This window comes from Agathobaculum sp. Marseille-P7918 (assembly GCF_900625105.1).
Lineage (GTDB): Bacteria > Bacillota > Clostridia > Oscillospirales > Butyricicoccaceae > Agathobaculum.
On the sequence record NZ_UYYD01000002.1, the window covers coordinates 534,103 to 559,623 of the forward strand.

General features: G+C 49.2%; 25 protein-coding genes. 15 read left to right on the top strand and 10 right to left on the bottom strand.

The annotated features are described in order from the left end of the window. Positions 1-9 precede the first annotated feature (9 nt). The 3 genes from EJL02_RS06060 to EJL02_RS06070 all read left to right on the top strand — a co-directional run bounded on the left by EJL02_RS06060 (position 10) and on the right by EJL02_RS06070 (position 2,658). Entirely contained in the window at positions 10-654 is a 645-nt protein-coding gene (locus tag EJL02_RS06060; protein ID WP_125115509.1) for an L-fuculose-phosphate aldolase, read from the top strand. A 41-nt stretch (positions 655-695) separates the two neighbouring features. Then, positions 696-1,109, top strand: a complete 414-nt coding sequence (locus EJL02_RS06065) for a TRASH domain-containing protein (protein WP_125115510.1) — start codon at positions 696-698, stop codon at positions 1,107-1,109. A 187-nt stretch (positions 1,110-1,296) separates the two neighbouring features. Then, positions 1,297-2,658 (top strand): hypothetical protein, encoded by a 1,362-nt coding sequence (locus tag EJL02_RS06070; RefSeq protein WP_125115511.1) that lies wholly within the window; start codon positions 1,297-1,299, stop codon positions 2,656-2,658. Between the two features lie 60 nt (positions 2,659-2,718). Here EJL02_RS06070 and EJL02_RS06075 read toward each other — a convergent pair whose 3' ends face one another. After that, a complete protein-coding gene (locus EJL02_RS06075) occupies positions 2,719-3,153 on the bottom strand; it encodes a MarR family winged helix-turn-helix transcriptional regulator (RefSeq protein WP_125115512.1) in 435 nt (144 codons plus the stop codon). A gap of 152 nt (positions 3,154-3,305) precedes the next feature. On the opposite strand from EJL02_RS06075, the gene EJL02_RS06080 reads away from it, so the two are divergent. Continuing rightward, a complete protein-coding gene (locus tag EJL02_RS06080) occupies positions 3,306-4,484 on the top strand; it encodes an MFS transporter (protein ID WP_125115513.1) in 1,179 nt (392 codons plus the stop codon). On the opposite strand, the gene EJL02_RS06085 is transcribed toward EJL02_RS06080, so the two are convergent. From EJL02_RS06085 to EJL02_RS06095, 3 genes are all read right to left on the bottom strand, one after another. Then, a complete protein-coding gene (locus tag EJL02_RS06085) occupies positions 4,478-5,056 on the bottom strand; it encodes a cytidylate kinase-like family protein (protein ID WP_125115514.1) in 579 nt (192 codons plus the stop codon). The two genes, EJL02_RS06080 and EJL02_RS06085, sit on opposite strands and share 7 nt — an antisense overlap. A 46-nt stretch (positions 5,057-5,102) precedes the next feature. Then, complete coding sequence (locus tag EJL02_RS06090) at positions 5,103-6,485, bottom strand: MATE family efflux transporter (RefSeq protein WP_125115515.1); 1,383 nt, start codon at positions 6,483-6,485, stop codon at positions 5,103-5,105. A gap of 118 nt (positions 6,486-6,603) precedes the next feature. Continuing rightward, positions 6,604-7,044, bottom strand: coding sequence for a MarR family winged helix-turn-helix transcriptional regulator (locus EJL02_RS06095; RefSeq protein ID WP_125115516.1), 441 nt, complete (start codon positions 7,042-7,044; stop codon positions 6,604-6,606). A 208-nt stretch (positions 7,045-7,252) separates the two neighbouring features. Between EJL02_RS06095 and EJL02_RS06100 the strand changes: the two genes are divergently transcribed. Beyond that, the gene (locus EJL02_RS06100; RefSeq protein ID WP_125115517.1) at positions 7,253-7,936 is read left to right on the top strand and encodes a DUF6198 family protein; all 684 of its coding nucleotides are present in this window, start codon (positions 7,253-7,255) and stop codon (positions 7,934-7,936) included. Between the two features lie 346 nt (positions 7,937-8,282). On the opposite strand, the gene EJL02_RS06105 is transcribed toward EJL02_RS06100, so the two are convergent. Together EJL02_RS06105 and EJL02_RS06110 are read right to left on the bottom strand one after the other, a co-directional pair. Further along, on the bottom strand, positions 8,283-8,753 hold the full coding sequence (locus EJL02_RS06105; RefSeq protein WP_125115518.1) for a RidA family protein: 471 nt from the start codon (positions 8,751-8,753) through the stop codon (positions 8,283-8,285). Positions 8,754-8,835: 82 nt separating this feature from the next. Then, complete coding sequence (locus EJL02_RS06110; RefSeq protein ID WP_125115519.1) at positions 8,836-9,981, bottom strand: D-TA family PLP-dependent enzyme; 1,146 nt, start codon at positions 9,979-9,981, stop codon at positions 8,836-8,838. 301 nt (positions 9,982-10,282) lie between these two features. Here EJL02_RS06110 and EJL02_RS06115 point away from each other — a divergent pair, with 301 nt between their 5' ends. The 4 genes from EJL02_RS06115 to EJL02_RS06130 are packed head-to-tail and all read left to right on the top strand — an operon-like array spanning position 10,283 to position 14,944. Then, complete coding sequence (locus EJL02_RS06115) at positions 10,283-11,785, top strand: sodium:solute symporter family protein (RefSeq protein ID WP_125115520.1); 1,503 nt, start codon at positions 10,283-10,285, stop codon at positions 11,783-11,785. 59 nt (positions 11,786-11,844) lie between these two features. Further along, the gene (locus tag EJL02_RS06120; RefSeq protein ID WP_243114410.1) at positions 11,845-12,495 is read left to right on the top strand and encodes a helix-turn-helix transcriptional regulator; all 651 of its coding nucleotides are present in this window, start codon (positions 11,845-11,847) and stop codon (positions 12,493-12,495) included. Beyond that, complete coding sequence (locus EJL02_RS06125; RefSeq protein WP_125115521.1) at positions 12,496-14,127, top strand: N-acyl-D-amino-acid deacylase family protein; 1,632 nt, start codon at positions 12,496-12,498, stop codon at positions 14,125-14,127. It begins immediately after the preceding gene. A gap of 28 nt (positions 14,128-14,155) precedes the next feature. After that, positions 14,156-14,944: an HpcH/HpaI aldolase family protein gene (locus EJL02_RS06130; RefSeq protein ID WP_125115522.1), complete on the top strand. Its 789-nt coding sequence runs from the start codon at positions 14,156-14,158 to the stop codon at positions 14,942-14,944. Between the two features lie 179 nt (positions 14,945-15,123). Here EJL02_RS06130 and EJL02_RS06135 read toward each other — a convergent pair whose 3' ends face one another. Further along, complete coding sequence (locus EJL02_RS06135; protein ID WP_125115523.1) at positions 15,124-16,146, bottom strand: copper amine oxidase N-terminal domain-containing protein; 1,023 nt, start codon at positions 16,144-16,146, stop codon at positions 15,124-15,126. Positions 16,147-16,423: 277 nt separating this feature from the next. Between EJL02_RS06135 and EJL02_RS06140 the strand changes: the two genes are divergently transcribed. The 4 genes from EJL02_RS06140 to EJL02_RS06155 all read left to right on the top strand — a co-directional run bounded on the left by EJL02_RS06140 (position 16,424) and on the right by EJL02_RS06155 (position 20,018). Continuing rightward, positions 16,424-16,903 carry an RNA polymerase sigma factor gene (locus EJL02_RS06140; protein WP_125115524.1) on the top strand — a complete coding sequence of 160 codons (480 nt, stop codon included), beginning with the start codon at positions 16,424-16,426 and terminating at the stop codon, positions 16,901-16,903. A 73-nt stretch (positions 16,904-16,976) separates the two neighbouring features. Then, positions 16,977-18,032: a DUF4367 domain-containing protein gene (locus tag EJL02_RS06145; RefSeq protein ID WP_125115525.1), complete on the top strand. Its 1,056-nt coding sequence runs from the start codon at positions 16,977-16,979 to the stop codon at positions 18,030-18,032. Positions 18,033-18,082: 50 nt separating this feature from the next. Then, positions 18,083-19,162, top strand: coding sequence for a hypothetical protein (locus tag EJL02_RS06150; RefSeq protein ID WP_125115526.1), 1,080 nt, complete (start codon positions 18,083-18,085; stop codon positions 19,160-19,162). 1 nt (position 19,163) lies between these two features. Next, positions 19,164-20,018, top strand: coding sequence for a hypothetical protein (locus EJL02_RS06155; protein WP_125115527.1), 855 nt, complete (start codon positions 19,164-19,166; stop codon positions 20,016-20,018). A gap of 277 nt (positions 20,019-20,295) precedes the next feature. On the opposite strand, the gene EJL02_RS06160 is transcribed toward EJL02_RS06155, so the two are convergent. Further along, on the bottom strand, positions 20,296-21,537 hold the full coding sequence (locus EJL02_RS06160; protein ID WP_442858002.1) for a type I restriction endonuclease subunit R, EcoR124 family: 1,242 nt from the start codon (positions 21,535-21,537) through the stop codon (positions 20,296-20,298). Between EJL02_RS06160 and EJL02_RS14650 the strand changes: the two genes are divergently transcribed. Beyond that, entirely contained in the window at positions 21,439-21,663 is a 225-nt protein-coding gene (locus EJL02_RS14650; protein WP_442858001.1) for a hypothetical protein, read from the top strand. The two genes, EJL02_RS06160 and EJL02_RS14650, sit on opposite strands and share 99 nt — an antisense overlap. Positions 21,664-21,850: 187 nt before the next feature. Here EJL02_RS14650 and mcrC read toward each other — a convergent pair whose 3' ends face one another. Further along, complete coding sequence (mcrC, locus tag EJL02_RS06165) at positions 21,851-22,915, bottom strand: 5-methylcytosine-specific restriction endonuclease system specificity protein McrC (protein ID WP_125115528.1); 1,065 nt, start codon at positions 22,913-22,915, stop codon at positions 21,851-21,853. Continuing rightward, entirely contained in the window at positions 22,912-25,086 is a 2,175-nt protein-coding gene (locus EJL02_RS06170; protein ID WP_125115529.1) for an AAA family ATPase, read from the bottom strand. Before EJL02_RS06170 ends, mcrC begins: the two co-directional genes overlap by 4 nt. Before the next feature lie 168 nt (positions 25,087-25,254). On the opposite strand from EJL02_RS06170, the gene EJL02_RS06175 reads away from it, so the two are divergent. Then, positions 25,255-25,515: a type II toxin-antitoxin system RelB/DinJ family antitoxin gene (locus tag EJL02_RS06175; RefSeq protein WP_125115530.1), complete on the top strand. Its 261-nt coding sequence runs from the start codon at positions 25,255-25,257 to the stop codon at positions 25,513-25,515. The last annotated feature ends 6 nt before the right edge of the window (positions 25,516-25,521 follow it).

Genomic DNA, 25,521 nt, shown 5'->3' on the forward strand with positions numbered 1-25,521 from the left:
GATTACAGCATGCTGCTGCAGGAAGAAAGAGAACTGGTCGTGGAATACGGCAAGCAAATGATCGACCGCGGGCTGACCGTCGGCACCTTCGGCAATCTGAGCGTATATAATGAAAAGGAAAACCTGTTTGCCATCAGCCCGAGCGGTATGGATTACTTCAAAACCACGCCGGAGGACGTTGTCGTGCTGACGCCGGACGGCGAAAAGGTGGACGGCGACCGCAAACCCTCGAGCGAAGTGGACATGCACCGTATTTTCTATCAGAAGCGCCCGGACGTCCATGCCGTGGTGCACACCCATTCGACCTTTTCCACCACGCTGTCCTGCATGGGCTGGTCCATCCCGCCGCTGCACTATCTGGTCGCCTATTCCGGCCGCGAAGTGCCGTGCACGCCCTATGTCCAGTTCGGCACCTATGATCTGGCGAAGTGCGCCTATGAGACCATGGGCGACAATTACGCCTGCATCCTAGGCAACCACGGCCTGCTCTGCTGCGGCAGCAACATCAGCTACGCCATGGATGTGGCCGAGCAGATCGAGTTCTGCGCCGAGCTGTATTACCGAGTCCGCGCGGCCGGACAGCAGCCCAACCTGCTGACCGACGACGAAATCGGTGTTGTGCTCAACGCGTTCCAGACCTACCGGAAAAAATAAAGCCGTGCGGCTTTGCCGCGCAAGATCAGGAGGAAACTCACATGGAGAAATGTGTTTACTGCGGCAAAGCCCTGCCGGAAAACAAGCTCATGGCCAAGGTGCACACACGCTCGTTCGGCGTGTGCTGCGAAACCTGCCGCGAGCAGACCGAACGCTATGTCCGGATGGACAAGCGATTCAAGACCGCGCTCTACCTGCTGGTGTTTGCCGGCGGGCTGGGCTTTTTGATCAGCGCGTTCTTCGGCGGCGACGGACCGCTGCACATGATCGGCGCCTACATCGGGCAGCTGATCGCGGGGCTGGCGTTTGTTGCGTTTCCCTATCCCATCAGCTCCTTTGAAACCTTCCACGCCATGAGCATCCGCCGTGTGACCGGAATCACCCGGCTGGTCGGGCTGGCGCTCAGCCTGTCCGCCGTTGTCCTGATGATCCTGACCGTGCGCGCCGCCGTATGACCTTCCCAAAAGCACCCGCCCTGCAAAAGGGCGGGTGCTTTTTTGTCCTGCCAGCCCGGTTTTCCGCAAAAGACCCAAAAAATTATGTGAAAATTTGGATTGGGCCAGCCTTGCACTTTTTCCCAACCGGGTTTACAGTTAATATAGAGATGATTTCTATTCTTTCACGAAACGGAGGATCACCCCTATGCTGAACAAACTGTCCAAAAAACAGAAAGCGCTTGGAATCCTGATTCTGGTGGTCGTGGTAATTGCCACCGCGTTTTTCGCTTACAAGACGCATCAGCACACGGAATATCTCAAGAGCAAAATTATAAACGGCCTGTTTGACGATTATGCGTTCTATTCCCCGTACGACGAGGATTCCCGCGACGATTATGTCAAATTTTTCAACGAGGGCATCCGCAAAAGTTCGATCCGCAAGGCGCTGGCACAAACGGTCAGCAAGCAGACCGAGGTCGCGCTGCTCAACACGACCTATTACGACACCAGCAAAGAGGACCGACAGGGGATGAGCACGACTGAGGACCAGTTCGGCGAGGAACCGACGCTGTCCAGCCTGCGTTCCAGCCTGCCGGAGGTCATCGGCGCGCTCACCGAGCTGGGCTATGAGGACGAGTCCCTGCGGGACAACCTGTATCAGTTCTATGTGCAGGACCGGCAGTATGAAATCGACCACGAATCTGAGGAAACCGACCCGATCCTGCGCGAATACCGTCTGGCGGCCGCCATGGACGACGGTATGGAGGCGATCGACGAGTTCAATCAGGCCGCCGGCGACTTTTATCAGATCGACCGGGAATCCATCTATCCGGTATCCGAACTGAAGGACCACTATACGCAGGCGATCGACCTGGCCTATGACCAGAAGGATGAAAAGCAGCTGGCAAAGGCGCTCTCGGCCGCGATGGAATCCGACTACGCCGGCGACCAAACCTATCTGGACAGCAAGGAGATCCTCGACTTTTTCACCGCGGATGCAACCGACCTTGCAACGACGGTCAACGGCATCGGCGGCTACTACGACACGCAGGACCCGGCAGAAAGCAGCTATCATTACGGCGACTTCTATTACCGTACCAAAACCTCCGGCGGCAACCGCTATGACACCAGCGCGTTTACCCCCGGCCTGTGGTCCGCGCTGTCGCCCGGCCAGCGGGCCGAGATCCGCAGCGGCAATTCCACACACACCACAACATACCGATACTTCTGCGGCGAATCGATCGATAATTTTGCCATTATAAATATGGATAACGGCGAAAAATATCAATATGCCTTTGTCATTCCGGGTCAGGAATGGGGCTTTGTCTTTATTTCGCCGCGGTCGATCTGTCTGGATCTGGGAGATATCGGCCAGGTGGAAATCCCCGGTGATTTTGAGGACAGCTTCGAACAGGTGCGGCAGGAGTATGCCGCAACACACGGCGGCAAGCTCAGCCAGCCTGTCGATGAGGCGGCGGAAGAGGCCGCCGAACAGGAAAAACTGGCCCGCACCGAGCAGCTGGCCGGATTGACCGACCAAACGCCCGACACCGGCGCAGCGGAATAACAACCGCAACAAAAACCCCCGCCTTTTTCAAGGCGGGGGTTTTCTCATTTTTGCTGCGGTTCAGTCCTCCTGCGCGATGGCGGCCTCCGCCGCCTTGCGCAGCAGACGCTGAAATTCCTTGCGCTCGTCTTGGGTCATTTGCTGCGTCATATGCGCAAAACACCCGGAAACCTGCTCCTTGATGAACGGATACACCGCCCAGGATCGCTCGGTCGGCCGGATATCGTAGGTCCGCTTGTCCTTTGCGTTGGTGGAACGGACGAGGAACCCGGTCTCCTCCAGCTTGGTGACCGTCTTTGCGATCACGCTTTTGTCCAGCGAAAGCCGTTTTGTGATCTCATCCTGCGTCAAACCGTCAAAATCGCAGACGATCAGGATCACCACGGCCTGCGCCGCCGTCAGATGGTGCGGCGCGCAGCTGTTATTGAGCCACATATGCGATTTGCGGTACAAAATCGAAATGGATTTGAATGCGCTGTCCATCAGGTCCGACATGCCGCATGCCTCCCTTGTGCCGTTTTTGTTATTATAGTGTATTTTGGTTGCATTTGCAACCGGATATTGACGCAGTGGGTTTTCCATGGTATGCTCATATAGTGGCATATGCCACCATCTGACAATTTACACACAGAAAGGGTTTTCTCTCCATGGAAAAAACAGAAAAGATATGGAACCGGAAATTTATCCTCCTGTTCCTCACCAACCTGCTGGTTTTGGCGGCATTTTATGCATCCATCCCCATTATTCCCATCTATTGTCAGGAAATCGGCATCACCGGCTCCAAGATCGGCATTGTGCTGACCGCCATGTCGGTGGCGACCATCCTGTTCCGTCCGGTTGCGGGCTATCTGCTGGATAACTTCAACCGCTATCACGTCTATCTGCTGTTTCTGGCGCTGTTCTGCCTGTCCTTCCCGAGCTTCATTATTTTTCCGCTGTTCGGCGCGCTGATCGTCATCCGTCTGTACATGGGCGCGGTGTATTCGGTCTGCGGCTCGGCCACCATGACGCTCGCCAGCGACGTGCTGCCGGTCACCAAGATCACCGAGGGCATCAGCCGCTTTGCCTTCACCGTGTCGATCGGCATGGCGGTCGGCCCGTATGTGGGCATTCAGGTGCAGAACCACATGAGCAGCAAGGCCTCCTTCCTGACGATTTTTGCAATCACCATAATCGCATTTATCTGCGTGGCCTGCTGCCGCATCCGCTATCCCAAGGTCGAGCGGAAAAAGTTCGTGCTCAAAGACACCATCCACGCTTCCGCGCTGCCCTTCATGTTCAACATGATGTTCCTGATGATCCCGTACGGCGCGGTCATCGCGTATTCCTCCATTCTGGCACAGGAAAAGGGCTTAACGCCCTTTCTCCCTTACTTCTATATCTGCCTTGTTGCCGGCATGCTGACCTCCAAGCTGTCCACGCAGCGGATGATCGACGCCGGCAAACACCGCGTTCTGGTTTATGTCAGTCTGGTCTTGCTGGTTTTCACCATGGCCAGCTACCTTTATTTATCAACCGGGGTGCATATGTTGATCGCCGGCTATTTCTTCGGGATCGGCTACGGCATTTTGCAGCCGCTGTTCCAATCCTTCGTCACGGGGACAACGCCGGCCCCAAAACGCGGTGTTGCGAACGCCACCTATATGTTGTCGTATGATGTCGGAATCGGCATCGGTTCGCTTCTGATGGGCTGCCTGCAGGAGACCATCGGTCTGCCGACCGGCTTCGCCCTGACCGCCATTGCCTATATCGTCGGCGGTATCGTCTATTCCATCCATGTGGATCGGTATTATCACAAGCTGCGGCACGCAGCCCAAAATCAATAAAGCTCTTTGAGGATGGCCACGCACCGATCAATCCCCAGCGTTCCGCTGTTGAGGGTGATATCGTAATTCTGTGCGTGGCCCCATTTCATATTGGTATAAAACCGGTGGTAAATGGCGCGGCGCTTATCCTTGTCCTTGAGGCGCTGCTCCGGAGAGACTTCGCGCTCGCCGTACACCTTGACGATGCGCTCGGCGCGGAATTTCATATCCGCATGGATGAACACCCGCAGACAGTCCGCCTTGTCTTGCAGGATATAGTCGGCGCAGCGGCCGACAATGACGCACGGCCCCTTTTCCGCCAGCTCGGTGATGATGTTATACTGGATCTTCCACAAATAGTCTGCGTTGTTCTGGCCGTAAGCCCGGTGCGAAAACGCGGAGGACAGATAGCCGCCGGGCGAATATTCGCCCGCGTCCTTAATGTAATTTTCGCTGAAACCGCTCTTTTCCGCAATTTTCTGGAGCAGTTCGCTGTCATAGCAGGGGATGCCCAGCTCCTCCGCCACTTTTTTGCCGATCGTGCGGCCGCCGCTGCCAAATTCACGGCTGATGGTGATGACTCGGTTTTTCATCGTGTTTTATCTCCTTCCACTGGAAAAATAAACTGCACTTTCATTGTTATGCCGCAGCCGGCTCTTCTTTTAACTGCCGTCTCTCATAGATGAGCAAGATAAGCGAGAACAGGAATGCCAGACCGTCCGCCACCGGACCCGTCCACAGAACGCCCGTTACGCCGAGGAACATCGGCAGGATGATGACGGTCGGGACAAAGAAGATGATCTGTCGGGACAGCGAAAGCAGTGCGGATTTGACCGGCTTGCCGATCGCCTGCAAGTAAATCGCCATGACGGTCTGGAAACCGGTCAGCGGGCAGAGCAGCAGGAAAATGCGGAAGGACAGCACGGCAAATTCGTTATACAGGCCTTCCTCCGAACCGAACAGCGAAACCACGCTCATCGGCGCGAACTGGAAGATCAAAAAGGCGATGATGGCCACGATTTCGGAGGCGACCACCGCAATATCAAACGCCTTGCGCACGCGCAGGAAATTCTTCGAGCCGTAATTGTAGCCGATGATCGGCTGCGCGCCGGTGGAAATACCGACCAGAATGGAAATCAGGATCTGGTTGACCTTCATAACGATGCCCATAGCGGTCAGCGGGATTTCCGAACCGTAAACCGACTGTGCGCCGTATGCCACCAGCAGGTTGTTGGACAACGCCATGACGATCGTGATGGCGATCTGGGTGATGAAGCTGCTGATGCCAAGGCTGAGCACCTTGCCGCAGGTTTTGAGCCGGATCCGGAAGGCGGAAGCATCAAAGCGGAAGGTTTTGAAGCGGAAAACGTAAATAACGGACATCAGGAAGGTGGCAACCTGTCCCATGACCGTGGCGATCGCGGCGCCGCGTACGCCCATACCGAAGATAAAAATGAAGATCGGGTCGAAAACCGTGTTGATGACGGCGCCGAGGATCATGGAAAACATGGCGTATTTCGGGCTGCCGTCCGCGCGGATCATGGAGTTAATCGCGGCCGGGATCATCATAAACGGCAGGCCGATGCCGATGATGGAGCCATATTGCAGCGCGTAGGTGCGCAGCGCATCGGTCGCGCCGAACAGGTTGAGAATCGGGTTGAGAAAAATCAGGAAAACCGCCAGCAGGACGATGCTGACCACCGTGACCATGACAATGGCGTTGCCCACGCCCTTTTTCGCGCTCTGGATGTCGCCCTCGCCCAGCTTGAGGCTCAGGTACGCCGCGCCGCCGTCGCCGATCATCAGCGAAAGCGCCAGTGCGATGATCGTGATCGGGAACACGACATTGGTCGCGCCGTTGCCCAGATAGCCGACGCCCCAGCCGATGAAGATCTGGTCCACGATGTTATACAGCGAGTTGACCAGCAGCGAAATGACGCAGGGGATCGCAAATTTCAAAATCAACCGGCCGATCGGCTCGGTTGCAAAAGGACTTTTGTTTTCTGATACCACTTTTTCCATATGACGTTCTCTCCTTATTAAGTAACTGGTTACCTATTAGGGCAGAAAAGCAGGCAGTGAACGCGGGGATGTGGCCCGGCGCACTGCCTGGGGAATTCCGTTTTCCTCAGGGAAAGGATCATTCCGAATCGATATTTTTCAAAAGCATATCCGCGATTTGCAGCAGGGCTTGTTTTTGCTCCTGCGTGAAATTCCGGCACAGCTCGGACAAAACCTCTTCATCCTGTGCCAGAATCACCTGATGGATGCCGCGTGACTGCTCCGTACAGGTGATTTTTTTGTATCTCCGGTCTTTGGCGCTGGGGACACAGCGGATGAACCCTTTGCTTTCCAGCCGTTGCAGCAGCTTGGTCATGGCCGGATGGGTCACATGCTCGATTCGCTCCAGATCGTTCTGATGAATCTCGGCCTCCCCTGCCGCTTCCAGACGGCTGACCGAGCCCAGTACGCGCAGCTGCACCGACGTCAGCCCCATCGTGCTGGCCTTTTCATCCATTTTTTTGCGAAAAGTCCGGTTGATGATCGCAATTTTTAGCCCGAACGGCATGTTTCCTGCCATGATGCCACCTCAACATAATAAGTAACTAATTACATAATAGTGCGGTTTCTCTGTTTTGTCAACCCCTCGGACAGGACAAATGCTTCTTGTTCACCGGCGGTTTTCTTGCAATTATACAAAATCATACTATAATAGAAGTATATAGAAATCTACATTTTATATCAGAAAGAAGACAAATCGTGTGAAAAACCAAAAAGCAAATCGTATCATGTTTTATATTGTAGGGCTGCTGGTTCTGGCATTGGGTCTGACGCTCAACACCAAGGCGGGACTTGGGGTCTCCCCGATCATTTCGGTTTCATACAGCGTTTCTCAGATCTTTTCACTCAACTTCGGCAACACGACGCTGTTCCTGTATTGTGTTTTTGTGGTGGTCGAGCTCATCCTGCACAGCGTACAGGGGCGCAACCATCCGGAAAACAAAAACCGCAAACTGATTTTTGTGATGGATCTGCTGCAAATTCCGCTCAGCCTGATTTTTACCCGGTTTCTCAACCTGTTTGGATCGGTTTTGCCGGCTTTTCCCGACGATCCCACCGGATTTGACCAGTATTTCCCGCAGCGGCTGCTTATCCTGATCCTTGCGATCGTTTGCACCGGCATCGGCGCCGCCATGTCGCTTTCCATGCGGATTGTGCCCAACCCCGGCGACGGCATCGTGCAGGCGATTGCAGACGGCATCCATAAAAACGTGGGCTTTACCAAAAACTGCTTCGACCTGCTCAACATCACGATTACCATCACACTGGGGCTGCTGCTGGCCGGACATTTGGTCGGCGTAGGCATCGGCACCGTGCTGGCTGTGATCGGCGTGGGCCGCGTGATCGCGCTGTATCACTATCTGACACATGAAAAAGTAGCCAAACTGACCGGTATGGCGAAAAACGTATGAAACATTTCTGCGCACAGGAAAAAAGACGTGTATGATTAAAACGGCATAGAAAAGGATTGCAGAATACGATTGCATTGATAGCAAATACACCGCCGCCCAACAGCAATTGAGAAAAGTTTTTCCAAAAAACAAAAAAATCGCTTGAAACAACAAACAAACGGCACGGAGAAATCTCCGTGCCGTCTTTTATTGCCAAATGCTGCTTTATAGAGGTTGTTTGTTTTTGGTGTATTGCGATCATCTGGAGCAAACAGGGGAATTTTGCAAAGCAAAATTGCGGATGTTTTGCCAAAACCAAAGATCAAATATCTCTGAATTCTATTCGAGTGCGTCGCAAACGCGCGTATTAATCTTCCTTGAGTTCTACGAGAACCTCAATCTCGCAAGCAATTCCGCCCGGCAGCGTATTGGTGCCGATGGCAGTTCTTGCCGGCATGCCGACTTCTTCGCCGAACAACTCAACCAACAAATTGGATCCGCCGTTTACTACCTGCGGCTGCTGTTCGAAAGAATCTGCGCTGTTGACAAAGGCGAGCACCTTGACAAACCTTTTGATTTTATTCAGGTCTCCGGTCTTGGCATCCAGATTGGCAAGAAGGTTGAGCATGCAGTTATAAGCAGCCTTTTGTCCTTGTTCCAGCGTGAGGTTTTCGCCTAAGCGTCCAATGACGTTATTGCCGTTGCCAAGATCCGGGCCACAGCCGGAGCAATACAGAAAATTCGAGCCAAATTCCTGTACCGGTGTGTAAACACCTCCTTTGGGCGGCGGGGCAGGCAATGTAATTCCTTTTTCTTTTAATACGTCATAAACATTCATTTGAATCTCTCCTTTGTATGTTTGAATGGACAATATAAAATCGGGATATGCCAATCTGTATGGTAAATCCCCCAGATGCCGGTCAATAAGTGATCTTCCGGTTTCTTGCGGTTACTTCCCATTCGTCTACCACTTCTCCGTTTTCTACGACGATTACGGAAGGATACAGCGCGCTGGTCGGGCAGATATGGGTCGGGATGACAAAAAGCTCTTCCCCTACCTTCGGACATGCATCTTCATGGCCGGGTTGCATGCGGAAAGTCCAATGTTCTTCGCTTTGGAACATCTCTTCGCAATGCTCAACCCCCAGCAGCTGCCCACGAATACCCGCCGGATCGGCTGCGATTCCCTTGTAACCGAGATCAATGGAGAAAATGCCTCTGCCGGGATTGCTGATCACGCGAGTCAGGATCGCTGCTGCGGGAACGTAAGGCAGATCAGGAAACTTTTTACTGTATCCGTAGTCGTGCACAAAGATGGTTCCGGGCGAGTAATAGACTTCTACCTGCTTGGTTTCTTCCCCATCTGTGAGATGCGACTCCGCATGGCAGGGAAAGGACGGAGAACCGCCGATAATAATCAGCGAGCAGGTCTGATGATTCTTACATATGGATTTTAACAGCGGTTTGAGCGCACTGTCAAGATGGTCGGACTGCTGCTTTCTGTCATGATAATCGTGTTCGGTACGATGACCGTCATAGCAATGCAGCCCTTTGAAAGTAAGTCCGTCAATGGACGCACATGCGTCGCAGAAGCTGGTCAGCTCGGAAAGCGGAACACCGGTACGATTCATCCCCATGTTGACATCCACCAGTACATCCACATTCCCGAGGGAGGAACATTTTGCTGCCTCACCCAGACGCGAGAGCATGTTCAGATTGTCTCCAATCGCATAAAAATGCGTCGCTTTGAAGGCTTCCGACAGTTTAATAAAACGTTCGATGTTTGGCCCTACCAGCGGGTAAGAGAGTACAATATGCTCTGCCCCACAGGATGCGGCCATTTCCGCCTCAGCAATCGTTGCGCATTTGAAACGACAGATACCAAATTTCATAGACATGCGAACGATATCAGCCATCTTGTGGCTTTTTACATGCGGCCAAAGGTGTTCCGCACCATGAGCGGTCTCGATCGCTTTTTCCAAGTTATTGCGAACAAGATCCCGGTAATAAATAAGGGCGGGCGTAATGACAGTTTCGCTTCCTTTGAAAGAGTAAGACTGTTCCAATTTTTTCTTTTCCTCCTTTATCCTCTGAATAATATAATCTTTTCTATGCCAAAACGCAATAAGTTTGATAAATTGTTGAATCTACAAATCATCAATTACATTTTTACACAAAATGTTGAAATAGTCAATCTCTGACGAAAAGAAAGTATAAAATCGTTAAATTAGACAATTATTTATGTTATATGTTATATAAAATATAGATATTGAAGCACAGTTAGAAAAAACATATTGACAAACTGTTGAAACAAAATTAGAATCAACTCAAACAATTTGTTTAATACAGGATGTAGGAGGTAATGAAATGGAAGGAAAGTTTGGGACGTTTTTTCTGATTGGCTTTGCGGCTTATGTTGTTCTGATGATTATCGTCGGATATATAAGCAGTAAGGGAAAATCCGAAGGAAAAGGCTATTTGACAGGAGGCGGACAATTACCATTCTTCTTGATCTTTGCCACAATGGGCGCGACGCTGATCGGCACAGGATCTTCCATCGGTGCAACAGCAAACGGCTTCAAAATGGGCTTCGGCGGCGCTGCCTATGGACTTGGCGCTGCACTCGGTGTTCTGACGCTGGCATGGATTGCGCAGAAGACAAAATTAAGAGAAAAAAACTTTGTAACTATGGCGGAAGAAGCGCAATTCCATTATAATGGAAATAGACTTGTGAAAAGCGTCATGAGTATCATGATGTATATTATTGAAGTGGTATGGCTGGGCAACCATGTCAATGGCGGCGCAACTTATCTGAGCTACGTTACCGGATTGGATTTGGTTACGGCCAAGGCAATTGCAGTTCTTGCATTTGGCGTGTATGTTATCATCGGCGGTTATCTGGCGGTTGTTTGGACGGATCTGATTCAGCTTACCATTCTGGTTGCCGGTTTTATCGCCATTACTGCGGTATGTATTCCGATGGCAGGCGGCTGGACCGGTATCTCGGAAGCGATTACTGCCGCAGGCATGGGAGGCAACCTGACGTTTTACGGTGTAGGCACCATGGGCGTAATGGCTTTGTTATCACTCATCTGGTCCATCTTCATTCCCTGCTGGGGCACACCGACTTATCGCATGAGAGTTTACACGGCGAAAAGCAATAAGACAGCGACCAACGCACTCAAGACATCCGGCCTGTTGCTTCTGGTCTTTTCTCTGCTTCCGGCAATCATCGGCATGGCCGCATATACCATTGCAACAAACAACAACGCCACATCGGTTCTGGAGCATCCGGACTTTGCATTCACCTATATTGCGACGACTGCATTGGGCCCTGTGCTGGGACTGCTGTTTATGATTTCCGGCCTTTCCGCAACCATGTCCTCGGGTGACTCCGATGCGATCGCGGGCGTTACGATCGCGATTCAGGATATTTATCCCATCTTCACCGGTAAGAGCTTGCCGGAGGAAAAAGTCGGAAAATGGTCGCGCATTATGACGGTCGTTACGCTGCTGCTGGCATTCTGCGCCACGCTGTTTGCACAGGATGTTATCAGTTACATCAGCAACGTGATCGGCTCGATCATTCCGGGTGTATCCATTGCAATGGTGCTTGGCGCTTTGTGGAAACGTGCAACATGGCAGGGCGGTCTGGCCAGCGTAGGCGTTGGCACTCTGTTCGGTATTCTCTATCTGTTTGTACCTGCTTTCCAGTCCTGGATTGTTGGCATTTTCACTGGCCCGGCGATCCCGGCTACCATCGTCGCTTTGGTTGCTGAAGTAGTCGTATCTCTTTGCACCAAGAAGGTGGAGATGTCCGAGGAAGAACGTATGGCACTTGTAATTGAAAGCCGCGGCGTGGCTCAGTAAAAAACTCATGATAGAACGCTACGACGCAGCTCTGCAATAATGAAATGTGTTGGGGGTTGATGACGATTAGCTTTGTAGTGGATAATTTTAAGATGTTGTGCGAGATATGCGAATGCATTGCCCAACAATTTGGCGATGACTGCGAAGTCGTTCTACATGATTTAACGAGGGACTACGATAATACCATCGTAGGAATTTGGAACGGGCATGTGACCGGAAGAAAAGTCGGAGACGGCGGCACGGATGCAGGGCTGGCTATTTTACGCGGAACCGCTCAACCAAAAGATCAATATTGTTACATCAACAAAACCAAAGATGGACGCATTTTGCGATCCTCCAGCAAATACTTTTTGGATGAAAAGGGAAACGTAGTAGGTAGCCTTTGCATCAATTATAATATCACAGCACTCATTGCAGGACAGACAGCAATGATGAAACTGACAAACTCTGACGGAAAGGGCAGCACAGGAGAAGTCTTTACCGGCAACATTGATGAACTTCTGGAAGTCCTTATGAAAGAAGCGGTGGAGAACACCGGCCATGCGTTGGATGAGCTGGATAAAGATGATAAGGTTGCAGTCGTACGCTATCTGGACAATAAAGGAGTTTTCCTGATTAAAAAATCTGCGGAAAGGGTGGCGGACTTTTTGGGCATTTCCCGTTTTACTGTCTACAATTATCTCAACGAAGCCCAAGAGGAGGCAAAATAGATGTCCAAATTCCTGATCAAAAACGGCGTCATTTATGACGGATTGGGAAATCAGCCATTTGAAGGCAATATTTACATAGAAGATGAAGTAATTAAAAAAGTCATCCGCAGCGAAGCGGATACAGCTGAATTGGAAGCGTCTTTGCAGGAGACGGAAATCATTGATGCACAGGGAAAAGCGGTAACACCGGGATTTATCGACATTCACAGACACTGTGACATCCAGCCGTTTTACGGCACCGACTTTGGAAAAGTCATGCTGGCGCAGGGAATTACCACAACGGTTGCCGGAAACTGCGGATTCTCCATGGTACCGGTTCCGGAAGATGAGGCAAAAGCGGAAGAAATGTTCGCATTTGCAGAGCCCGTCGTAGGGCCGGCATACCGCGGCATCCACACATACAGCGAATATATGGAAGCGATGGATCAGCTGAAACTGCCGCTGAACTTTGCATCCATGATTGGTTCCGGCACAGTAAAGATTGCGGTAAAAGGATTTTCTAACACCCCTTTTACGGAACAAGAGATGCAGCAGGCTTCAAGTTATATTGAAGATGCGCTGGAAAAAGGTGCGGTCGGTGTATCGGCGGGTATTATGTATCTGCCGGAATGCTATAACGCTACCGATGATTATGCAAAAATGCTGGCTCCGATGGCAAAATATCATACTCCTCTGTGCGTACATATCAGAGGAGAGGGCGACAGTATGGTGGACAGCGTCAAGGAAGTCATCGAGATTGGAAAGCGTGTCGGCTGCCCGGTTGAGATCAGCCATTTCAAATCCTGCGGCATGGCAAACTGGAGGAAAGAGATTCACCGTGCCATCGAACTGATTGAACAGGCGCGAAAAGAAGGGCAGGATGTAACCTGTGACTTCTATCCATATGAAGGCGGTTCCACCTCGCTGACAACCATGGTGCCCCCTGCATTTGTAAACGGAGATATGAACCGCGCTCTCGAGCGAATGGGAACAAAAGACGGAGTGGAGGAATTCTGCAAGTCCTTGGAGATCAACTATGAGGACTGGGATAACTTCGCAATCACGCTTGGCTGGGACAGAATCCTGATTTCCGGCGTAAACAAGGAAAGCAATCAGAAATTTGTCGGTAAGATGGTATCCGATGCCGCAAGAGAGTACGGCTTTGAGAGTGATGGCGCGTTTGTCGCATGGCTGCTGCATGATGAAGATGGCAAGGTTGCGATCATCAATATGAGCATGTGTCAGGATGACATTGACACGGTTGCAAAACTTCCATACTCCAATGTGATTTCCGATTCCATCTATGCGGTTACAGATACACCACACCCGCGCATGTATGGCGCATTCCCGAAAATCATCCGGGAATATGTGCAGGAACGCCATCTGTATACGATGGAGGAAGCAATTCGGAAGATGACAAGCCTTCCGGCAACGAGAATGGGCATTGCACGCCGCGGTCAGATCAAAGAAGGATATTATGCAGACATCAATGTTTTTGACCCTGCGGAACTAAAGGATCATGCAACCTTTGAAAAGCCGGTGCAGCTTGCCAGCGGTATTGCCAAATGCTTCGTCAACGGACAACTGGCATGGGAAGATGGAATACTCTGCAATGATGCCTGCGGAAAGAACCTGCGTCGTACCGATGTATAACAGTTAGGTTCTTTGGAGGAAATGACAAATGAATGAAGCATTAATTCAAAGATTCAACGAAAGGTTAAAAGCTGGCAAAGCAGTTTTTGGTCCTTTTATGAAAACTTGTGATCCAGGATTTGTGGAAGCGGCAGGGTATGCGGGAATGGATTTTGCCATTTTGGATATGGAACATGGCCCTATCAGCATACAAAATATGCAGAATAATATCCGTGCGGCTCAAATATCCGGGATTCTCCCCGTGGTAAGAGTACCTGCTATCACGGAGGAGGCAATTGGAAAGGCATTGGATATCGGCGCGGCAGCTGTTGAGATCCCGCAGGTTACGACGGCAGAACAGGCACGAGAAGCGGTAAAACTCGCTAAATTCTCTCCGATGGGAGAAAGGGGCGTGTGTCGCTTCGTGCGGGCAGCCCACTATTCGGCCATGAATAAGGCGGCATACTTTGAAGGCGCAAATAAAACGATCGTTATTGCGCAATTGGAAGGACAGCAGGCCATCAACAACTTGGACGATATCCTGACTGTGGAAGGAATAGATATCTTTTTTATCGGACCGTATGACCTGTCCCAGAGCCTGGGTGTCCCCGGACAAGTGACCCATCCATTGGTAGTGGAAGCGATGAATAAAATAGTCAAAGCTGCAAAAAAGAAGGGCGCAGTAGTCGGAACCTTCACAGACAGCAAAGAGACGATGGAGATGTGGACAAAAGCCGGCGTCCAGTATATTTCCTATTCAGTTGATATGGGGATCTTCTATGAAGCGTGTAAAACACTAAAGGAACAATTTCACGGATGGTGCGAAACCGTTTCTTAAATCAGCAACAAAAGAGTTCTGCTATGATAAATTGAAATCATAGCAGAACTCTTTTTATGATATATATTGAATCAATTCAATCTGTCAAAAAAATTGCAAAAGCGTTGAAATCATAAAAGCCGCAGGATCCAAAATTGGGAATCCTGCGGCTTTTTATGCATGACAAAAAAGGATATAAATTATATGTTGGCAAAGGGATCGATAAATCCGGTCTGCTCAATGACTTCGCGCATATGCGCGGTCATTTGCAGCACCGTATTGCTGCCGCTATGGACAATGGGAAGGTTAGTGCCCATAACACCTGTGCCTTCGACCACAGTACTAAAATCATTTTGTGACAGCATATTGCTTACAGTTTGTGCTGCGGTGTGTAAAGTCTTGAGATTGGAAAGTATCTGATTTTGGTAATACTGAACCAGCGTGGAATCCGATTGGCATAATTTCTGCATCTCTGCAATCTGTTGCTGCATTTCAGTCAGCGCGGCTTGTGCTTTTTTCTGATCCACAACAGTATACTGCGTTTCTGTTATGACGACCCGCGCAGGGATTGCCTGGCGAAATGTTTCGGATATATCATATAATTTTTCTGCTGCGGATTGGAGATTTTGCGCATAGCTTTGGAGAGAAGAACGCTCTGCTTCACTCAGCGGCATCCGCAGAAAGATGAGACCCATATATCCGTCTTGACTGCCGACCCATTTTACATCCATGCCGGTCAACTCGCCGATGCTGCGAACCGGCAAATATGTCACGTTCAAAAAGTCTATGGGGTAGATGACAGTGCCTTTTTCATTTTTGAAAGTCACCAGTTCACCGTCCAGATAAACTTTTCGTTCTGGGCAAAGAACAGCAGCTCCTTCCTTTATTCCATGAAAAACAGAACCGTCTACCGCTTCATTTTCGCCATGGATTACACTGTCCACAGAGCCGCTCAATGTAATGGTCTGCGTTGTTCCATCCCAACCCACGTTTTTACCCATCCATTCGCCAGCCGAACGAACAGGCATATAGGTAGAGCCCTGATAACTGATTGCCGGCATGTATTCTCCATGTTCATTCGGGAACATGACCGGAACACCCTGCACATAAATCTGTGCGTTCGGATCGCTGATTGCAATTTCATTTCCTGCCGCCGCTGCTCCGCATATTGTGGCAACAGAAAGCGCCAATGCGAATAAAACTAGTTTTAATGTGCGCTTCATAATGATTCCTCCTTAAATAGTTAGGGACAGGCTTTTTCGTTCCATATTAAGTACAATGCTTCAAGATTCCGTTTTGTAACAGTAAATAAAAAATATTTTTGGTGTTCTTTCCTGTTACAAAATAACGTTCTGAAGCATTGTACTAATGTGAGGAAATAGCTCTTTACAATTGTGATCAAAAAGCAAATGGATTGTATTTTCCTAATGGCATGTTAAAATTAACGATATCGGAGCTGCTTCATAAAGCCGCAGCTGACTATAAGGGGGGGATTAAGGATTGACACAAGAGCAAATCTTATTTTTTGAAAGCCTCTACCGAAAGCACTATGCTCTCATGTTCGAAGTCGCACTGCGAATCGTAAAAAATCCGGTCAAGGCTTCGGATGTGGTATCGGACACCTTTCTCATACTTATCTTGAAAATTTCCACTGTGATGAACCATGAAGACCCTGTCAAATGGCTGTTTACAGTGCTGAAGAACAATGCACTCGGCGAGTACAGAAAATCAAAAGTCCGCAAAGAAGTATCGCTGGATGATGCGATCATTCGCGGCAAGGAGCAGGAATTGATCCCGTTTTCAGAGATGCTCCCCAAGGGTTTGACACCGGAGGAGCGCGACATTCTGCTCCTTCGGCTTGGCGAAGATCTGGATTATGCAGAAATCGCGAAGCGCCTGCATACAACAGAAAGCGCCTGCCGCATGAAGTTCAGCCGCGCCAAAAAGCGTTGTGCGGAACTGATGGAACGGGATAAATAGCAAGTTTTCTGTTACAGAATCCTGCTGTCAATCATTATTTATGTAGCAGAAACCGTATGAGGAGGTGAAGCGCATGTGTACAAACAGTCAGGATAATGAGAAAAAGCATGAAAGGGATAAAACCATTTTGCATTCCACTGACCGGATGAAAGACGCAGCCAACATCGACCCGAAGCTGCTTGCACTTCTGGATCAGGTTTGTCAGTCCGGAGAAGACGCCCTCCCCCAGTTGAAAGCCTACACAGATGAGGCACAGACTGAAAATGCCGGGAGTACGCATCCCGACGTAGAAAGCGCGCTGAAAGCGTTCAAAGAGCAACATGCTGCGGCTTTTGAAACGCATAAGCACACCCGCGTCCGGCGGTGGGGGTATCGTTTGTGTGTGATCGCCGCGGCAATCATCGTGCTCAATGCACTCTGCATTTTTGCGTTCGGCCGCAGTATGTATGACTATGCGGCAATGTGGGGCGCCGAGACGTTCGGCTATCTCATGCAGACCGCGAATCCTGAGAAATATGACCCGGATACCTATTACAATCCCAGAGAGCAGTATGTTGGCGAATTACCGGAATATGATCCAAATGCTCCGCTTGGCTCTGAAGAAAATCCGATTCCGACCAATGGCTCAAAGCAACCCGATTTTTCTGATATACCAGATACAGATGTGACTTCGTTGGGATTAGAAAAAACTGCTTCTGAATGGGGTGCCTCCCACGTCGTTGAACGCTTTGAAATCGTAAACGCTGATTTACTTCAAACGGTAAAGGCGTTTGGGGTATCAGACAAGGTGATTCCGACATGGTTACCAGAAGGGTTTACGCAGGAGTATATTCAGATCACCAAAGATCATCTGTCCCAAACTACGGATTTTTTTGCGAATTATTTGAATGGGGAGAGAAACCTATCTGTATGTATTTCTTCCATTCACACCGATTCAAATGCGGTTATAGAAAAAGATGATCGTCCTGTTATCGAATACGAAGTACATAATGTAAATTGGTATATTATGCACAATCTTGATAATATTAATGCGATAACCGTAGTGGGAGACCGAGAAGTCCTGTTTTACGGGACTGTGACTGTGGATGAAATGAAAAAAATGATTGACTCGGTATATGAAGAGCCATAAAACCACACGCAAACTGTTGAACGGCATGATACACCGAGGAGGTGAAGCACATGGAAACGAAACCTCAAAAGCATAAAGGGCAGCAAGAGCATGAAACCGCCTTTTCACATGCCAACAATCAAGTCACGGACGAAATCGACATCGATCCGAAGCTGCTTGCGCTTCTGGATCAGGTTTGCGCATTCGGAGAAGATGCCCTCCCCCAGCTGAAGGCCTATATAGATGATACAAAGACTGAAAATGTTGGGAGCACGCATCCCGACGCAGAAAGCGCACTGAAAGCGTTCAAAGAGCAACACGCTGCGGCCTTTGAAACGCATAAGCATACCCGCGTCCGGCGGTGGGGGTATCGTTTGTGTGTGATCGCCGCGGCAATCATTGTGCTCAATACATTCTGCATTTTTGCGTTCGGCCGCAGCATATACGACTATGCGGCAATGTGGGGCGCGGAGACGTTCGGCTATATCATGCAGACGGCAAATCCTGAGAAGTACGATCCAGATACCTATTACAATCCCAGAGAACAGTACATTGGCGAATTGCCGGAATATGATCCAAATGCTCCGCTTGGCTCTGAAGAAAATCCGATTCCACTCGATAGTCTGGAACCTCTTCCAGAATATGCAAATATTCCAGACACCGATGTATCCGCATTGGGGCTTGAAAAGAGTAAATCCGAATGGGATCACTCACATATGATAGAAACATTTCGCATTTTAAATTCTGATACAATTGAAGTAGCTACCGCATTGGGGATTAACATCCCTGCATTTCCCACTTGGATTCCGGATGGTTTTGTTTTGGATGAAATTCTTGTAACAAAGGATCATGAATCAAGCAGCATGGATCTAGATATTTCTTATGAAAAACGTGGGGAGAAATATCTGTTTGGAGTAAGCATTATTTCCAGTGTCCTTGCAATTGATAATGCTCTGGAATGTACTATAATCGAAAAAGATGATCGCCCTGTCATTACCTATACAGCCGGAAATGTGGACTGGTATATCATGCACAACCTTGATACCATCAATGCTACTACAATCGTAGATGACTATCTTATTCTGATATCTGGGCCAGTGACCGTAGACGAAATGAAAAAGGTTATTGATTCGGTATATGAAGGAGAATAAAATGCGTAAGCTGAAAAAACTGATTTCGATTGCCTTGCTGACAGCATTTGCGATGTCTTTTTCTGCTCTTGCTGCAAATGAAGTAGACAGTGCACAATCTACTTCTGCACTTATGGAACAAGCAGCATCATCGGACGGCGCAGGCTCGGAAGCCATCAGTTATGAACTGTATCAGCGATTTACTGATGACCCGGCCGCATTCCTCTCCGAGCTGGCCTCCCAGCCGGACGATGTGCGTCAGGTGGTCATACAGTTTATTGTTTGGGAAAACAACTACGATGAAAACACGCTGCCGGATATCTTAAGCAAACTTTCTCACCTTTCAGACGACCAGTTGGATGCAGCAGAGGAATTGACCAACTACTGGACCACCTATCAGGCGCAAAACCCCGAAACAGAAATCCCGGAAGATACGTCGGTCACTCTGCCCGGCTTTGATGTACAGACCATTCGCAGCCTCATCGACCAGAATCTGTCGGAATCTGATCCGTATGCAGACGAAGCGTTTTGCATCTCGATTACGGAAGCATATGAAGCCGATCCCACGGCGTTTGGCGAAATGATCTCGGATTTGGATAACAGCGATATTCAGCGTCTCGGCAGACAGATTGCCTATGCCGTTGAGAATAAACTGGTTGATGTGACCTTGCCGGCAGCACAGAATGGACTCGAGGCGTCTGCGCTTTCGGTGCTCCAGCAGGCAATTGCACAAGCCGACCCTCCGCAGCGCACCAATGTTGGGATGGAAAAAGATACCCCTTTTCCAATACCGTTTGATTTACTCATATGCGTCCTGTTGGGGATATTTCTGATAGCGGCAGTTTGGAAATTGGCAAAACGGTCACGCTCTCGATAAGCAGCTTTGCTTGCTCAGCTAAATCTTCATGAAATGCTCTAAAAGTACAAAAAACCCGTTATTTCCGAAGAAATAGCGGGATTTTTTGTGTGTCTTGAGGCTGAACTGAAACCAACAACCTTGCATATTACGAAAAATCTATGCTGACAAAAATCGACACTTTTTACATTATTTCATGTGATCTCAAATAAAGGCCAAGTTCATAGAGAAAACCTTAGTGTGTATCTTTTCCCCCAGTCTCTTAAACAAAATGACAGAATGTTAAAATGAAAAGCGACTATTGTTCATCAGCGCGATCAGCATCCCATTCGCTGATTTCAAAGAAGCGGTCAAAGAATCCTTTAAGCTTGTCAATCACAGACTGCTTTTTCTTAGCTCTGGTACCGCCACCGCCGAAACGAGATACCGGCGGCATCAGTTTATCGATATCCGTTCCGGTGGTCTTGATCTCGCCATCCCGAAAGGCGTTTTCCAAAAACTTGCGGGTTTCCGGTTCGCGGAGCTTTTCGTCCCGGATGATTTGCGTCAGTTCTTTCTCTCGCTCCTCTGCCACAAAACCATGCCACTCTTCCAATACATCCTCCACATCGTTAATGTCGCAAATAAAGGTTTCGATGAGCTGCTTTTTGCTGCGCAGTTCGGGGCTGGCGTCTACGGCTTTCTGGATGGTAATAAGAATCTCTTTATCATCACAATGGGAATCATGGTATTTTTTCACCAACATCAGGATGTAATCGATATTGATTTCGATCTGGCGTATCAGCTCGATCTCAAACACAATATCATCTGTGATATCCTCTTTTTTGCCTTTTGTACGGCGCATCCACTCATCCCGGAGGTCCTGATATCGTCCAAGATAATCTTGCAAATCACGTTCAGAGAGCTGTTCTTTTCCTTTGAATTCGTCAAACGAGGATAGCAAGTTGCGCATCCGCAGAATGGCACCGAACAAAGCAATAAAATCCTTCTGATTTTGTTCGCCTTCGATTTGTGGTGCGGACAGCGGAAATTTTTGCGTCAGCTCTTCGATCATATCTATATAGCCGGGCTTGTCTTTGCCCTCCTTCGTCGTGTAACCATAGTAGTAATCGGCAAATTTGTGGAGCAGAACAATTCCGCCAGCCTCTTTGTCGCCAAACAATGCGATTGCAGCGTCCACGCGCTTTTGCAGGTTTCGGAAGCAGACGATATTGCCAAATGTCTTGATCGAATTCAGAATGCGGTTGGTGCGACTAAATGCTTGGATGAGACCATGCATCTTCAGGTTCTTGTCCACCCAAAGGGTATTCAGCGTAGTTGCATCAAAGCCGGTCAGGAACATGTTGACCACGATCAGCAGATCCAGCTCCTTGTTCTTCATTCGCAAGGAAACATCCTTATAGTAGTTCTGGAAGCTGTCGCTGTCGGTGGAGTAGTTGGTGTGGAACATCTTGTTATAATCCTGAATCGCAGCATCCAGAAAGTCACGGCTGCTCTGATCCAGCGCGCTGGTGTCTTCGCTGTTTTCCTCATCCAGAATCTCGTCAGCTTCGCCATGGAAACCGAAGAAACCGCAAAAATCGAATTGAAACCGCTGAGGCGTTGCTTCTGCTTGATCTCTTACACCTTATTGTTTTTGCTGGAATCAACCTGTGCAAGGTTGTGAGCGTGTGAAACCAATAGCTTTTGTCTCCGCGATAAGTTTTTTGGTCGAAATAGTCCAGAATATTGCGGGTCACTAATTTGATCCTCTTGGGAGCCATGTATGCTTTTTCACGTTAGTATATAAAATCTTTGCTTTTTTCGGAAGTAGTGCAATTTAATTGGGAATAAAGCGAAGCAGACCGTTCACCTCATTGTGCGTAAACGGTCTGCTTTTCGTTTGCCTTTTCGATTCCAAAATGCGTCTGCACGATCTCATCCAGCTGCGCTGCGATCTGCGCAAAATCCTGATTCAGATCCAGTGTCCGCACGCTGATCTGATTGCCACTCATCTGATAAACGTCATCCGGCTGTGTCTCTTCATCGGTACGAGCATAGAGCAGCATGCCGGAAACCTGCTTTTTTGGCTGATTGGCCTGTTCGTTTTTGACATAGGTGAAAATCTGATACAGGTTATGTGAGTGTATCGTCGGCTTATCAAAGTGCATCTGCATGGAATGCGCATAATATTTTGCGTCTATAATTAAAATCCGGCCGTCATGTGACAACACAACATCGCTTTGCATCGCTGGTAGCCGAGCCAAAGATGCACCACTCGCTGCCCACCGGATTCGAGGTGCGCGGACAGTGAGATTTGAAAATTCTTGATAATAGTATTGGAATATAAACTTTTCATACAGCTTGTGCATGTGCTGCTCATCCAGAAAGTCCATCAGGCGGACAGAACCATCCTCGGTCGTTTGCAGCAGCCCTTGCAGCACCATTTGGCAAATCCCGATCAGCATGCGATAAGTTTGATTGTTGCGATTGTACTGTATATTCCAGCGGATGCTTCGGATCGGCAGTGTTTGCACGCCTTCAAAGAAAACCAGCACACGCCGGAGCGCTTTCTTCCGTTCCGTATCGATTTTGCTGCGCAGCAGAAACAGCATGGTGGTTTTCAGCACACGGTTCAGATCGTTATCGGCTGAAAATTCATCATAAGTACATACCAGCTGTCCGCGCATCTTGCTTCTCGTTCGAATGGAGTCGGAAAGCTCGATCCGGCCACGCGGAGAGGACAACGCATCGGTTTTGAGCCGATATTCACGATGCAAACCGCGCTTGACCTGTATGGCGACCCCTTTGGACAAAATTGCAGCACATAGATCTGCCACATGATGATAAGTTTCAAGTGCCAGATCCCGATAGCCTTGCTCGGATAAAGTTTGAAACGCATAGGACAGCATGTAGTAGATGTTTTGAATCGGTATCACGCGATCGCGCCCCTTAACCGGTTTGTCCAATTCTGTACTTTGGACGGTTCGTCAAACCAGTATTCCCGAAGCAGCGGGATTAGTTCAAACTCAACGATTTCCTCCAGCTTTTGCGCAATATCGCCATCCAATGCACAGAAGAAGCTGTGACCGATGCAGAATCCCGCCCCCAGTGATTCATCCGACGCAATCGCCTTGTTGAGTTCTTCAACCTGCGCAATCAGCCGGTCAAATTTCTCGTTTGCCAACTCCGTCTGATAGGCTTGGAAGCCCGCAGTACGGAAACCGGGTTCCAGATCGAAAAACGCAAAGCGACGGCGCAGCGCATAGTCCAGCATGGCAAGACTGCGGTCAGCGGTGTTCATTGTGCCGATGATATAGATGTTTTCCGGCACAGAGAATTGATCGTGATTTGGCAGCGTCACTTTCACTTTTCCACGCTTGTCCTTTTCCACCAGCATGAACAGCTCACCGAAAATTTTGCTCAGATTCCCGCGGTTGATTTCGTCGATGATGAAGAAATACGGGTTATCGCTGTCGTCTTCCGCCTGCTTACAGAAGCTGTAAAATACGCCGGGATTGGGCTTGAATCCGTTCCCATCCGGACGATACCCCATGATGAAATCCTCATAGGCATAGCTTTGGTGAAACTGCACCATGGCCACACGTTCTGCATTTTTGCAGCCCATGATGGAATAGGCAAGACGACGGGCAATAAAGGTTTTGCCGACGCCGGGGGCACCCTGTAAAACAATATTCTTTTTATGGTGCAGCAACGATTTGAGTTTTTGGTATTTCGCCGCATCCATATACACTTCTTCGAGGAATTGCGCCGCATTATATGGCGGATAAAGGATCTCGGGCGGTTCTTGGTCGTTGATCTCATCGCTTTCGAACAGCGCACTCATCTGTTTTACATAGTCTGTGTATGGGGTGATATCGGTCAGCGTTTTCATGGCAGCTTGTCCGGGATGTTGCCATTCGCCCTTGTGGGTCCACTCTACCTTGCGCACATTTTTGTATTGGCTGCGAGTAGAATCGAAGAAATACGCCGACCGGACAATGCCGCGCCCGATTACAGTGTGCATGCCCTTTTTGGCAAAGACGATATCGCCGGGTTTCATCTCGTTGGCAAACTGCCATGTCGCATGTGCAGCCATCTTGTACGAGCGACTGGGGTCCATCGTCTCTTTCATGCGCTGCTTCATCTCTTCCTTGTTGCTAAACGAGCGCAAATCGCCGATTTTATCCCAACCGATCGCCATAATACCATGCTGATAGCATTCATCCCAAATTTTTGCGCCATCCCCCGGTGCATACAACCAATATCGAACTGTGTTTGCATCCTCGTCCAACGTATCCTGCTGAGGTGTAGGTATAGCCTCTTGATGGGTATTGGCTGCAGCTGCACGTTTTTTCTGGTTTACCTCCTCGGAATACCGCCACGCTTCCGCACTCAGTTCCATGAAATCGTGATACGGACAGGTGCCGCTCTGCAAATAGGTGCGCATCTTCTCTGTGATCGCAAAATACTTCTCGGCTGAGATTTTAGATTCAGGGGCAGACAATGTGTTGACTATCTCGTCCGGGATTTTGCCGGACTCATAGATGAACCATGTGTTTCGCTGATCCAGATTGAGAAAAACCTGTGGTGCAATCCAGTATAACCCCATAGTGATCTTACTGTTGCCAATTCCTCTCTTTTGAATCGTTCGGTCAAAGTACAAGAAGAGCTCTGCCCGATTTGTCTCCGTCTGATTGTCTGCATACCGGAGCGCTGCGGAAAACAGCTGCCAAAGGTCTTCGATATCGTTTTCCCCGCGATAACCGGTGAAATCATAAAACGTCGCATTCTGGTTATTCAGCACCGGTACGCTGACAAAGGAGGTGGGCAGCGCTGCAGAAATATCAAAAAGCTCTGCCATTGCTGCAATGATTTTTTTGCGGTTATCCTCCCGCTGAGAGCTTTTATTGAACAAGCCAAACACAGTGAAGGGGTCAATGTCCACAATCTGCTGATCTCGTTCCAATGTTGGCATTGCAATTCCGGTGTTCTGATATACCTGTTGGATTTTGCCGATCAAGGTCTGCCGATCATCATGATAAGCAAGCAGCTTACGCGCCAGCGCCTGATAAAAATCAACCCAATCAAATTGCTTTTGATCATCCATTTGCATTCTCCTCCACACTTTTCTTATGGGTAAAATTATAATATAGATCACAGAAACGGTCAAACAAATGTCAAGAATCAAGGCCTGCACCACTTTAAGTTTTCAAATGCAAAACATTTACATTGCACATGGTAAGTACTATATTTGTAGTACAAGGAGGTGCGGCAGATGGACACCAACATGACGTTTCGCATGGACAACCAAACCAAAGTGCAGATGACAGAGATCTGCAATCAGCTTGGCATGACTCCTTCCACGGCGGCCACTGCCTTTGTGCGCGCTGGCGGGATGCCGTTTCCGGTCCGGCTGGAAACTCCGGCTACTGAGATAACACGGGAGCAGATGCTGGCCGATACAGACAATATTCTGAACGATTATGCACAGGCCTATGAGAAAATGTCCGAATCACTTGGTACAACGAAAGAGTAATTGCAC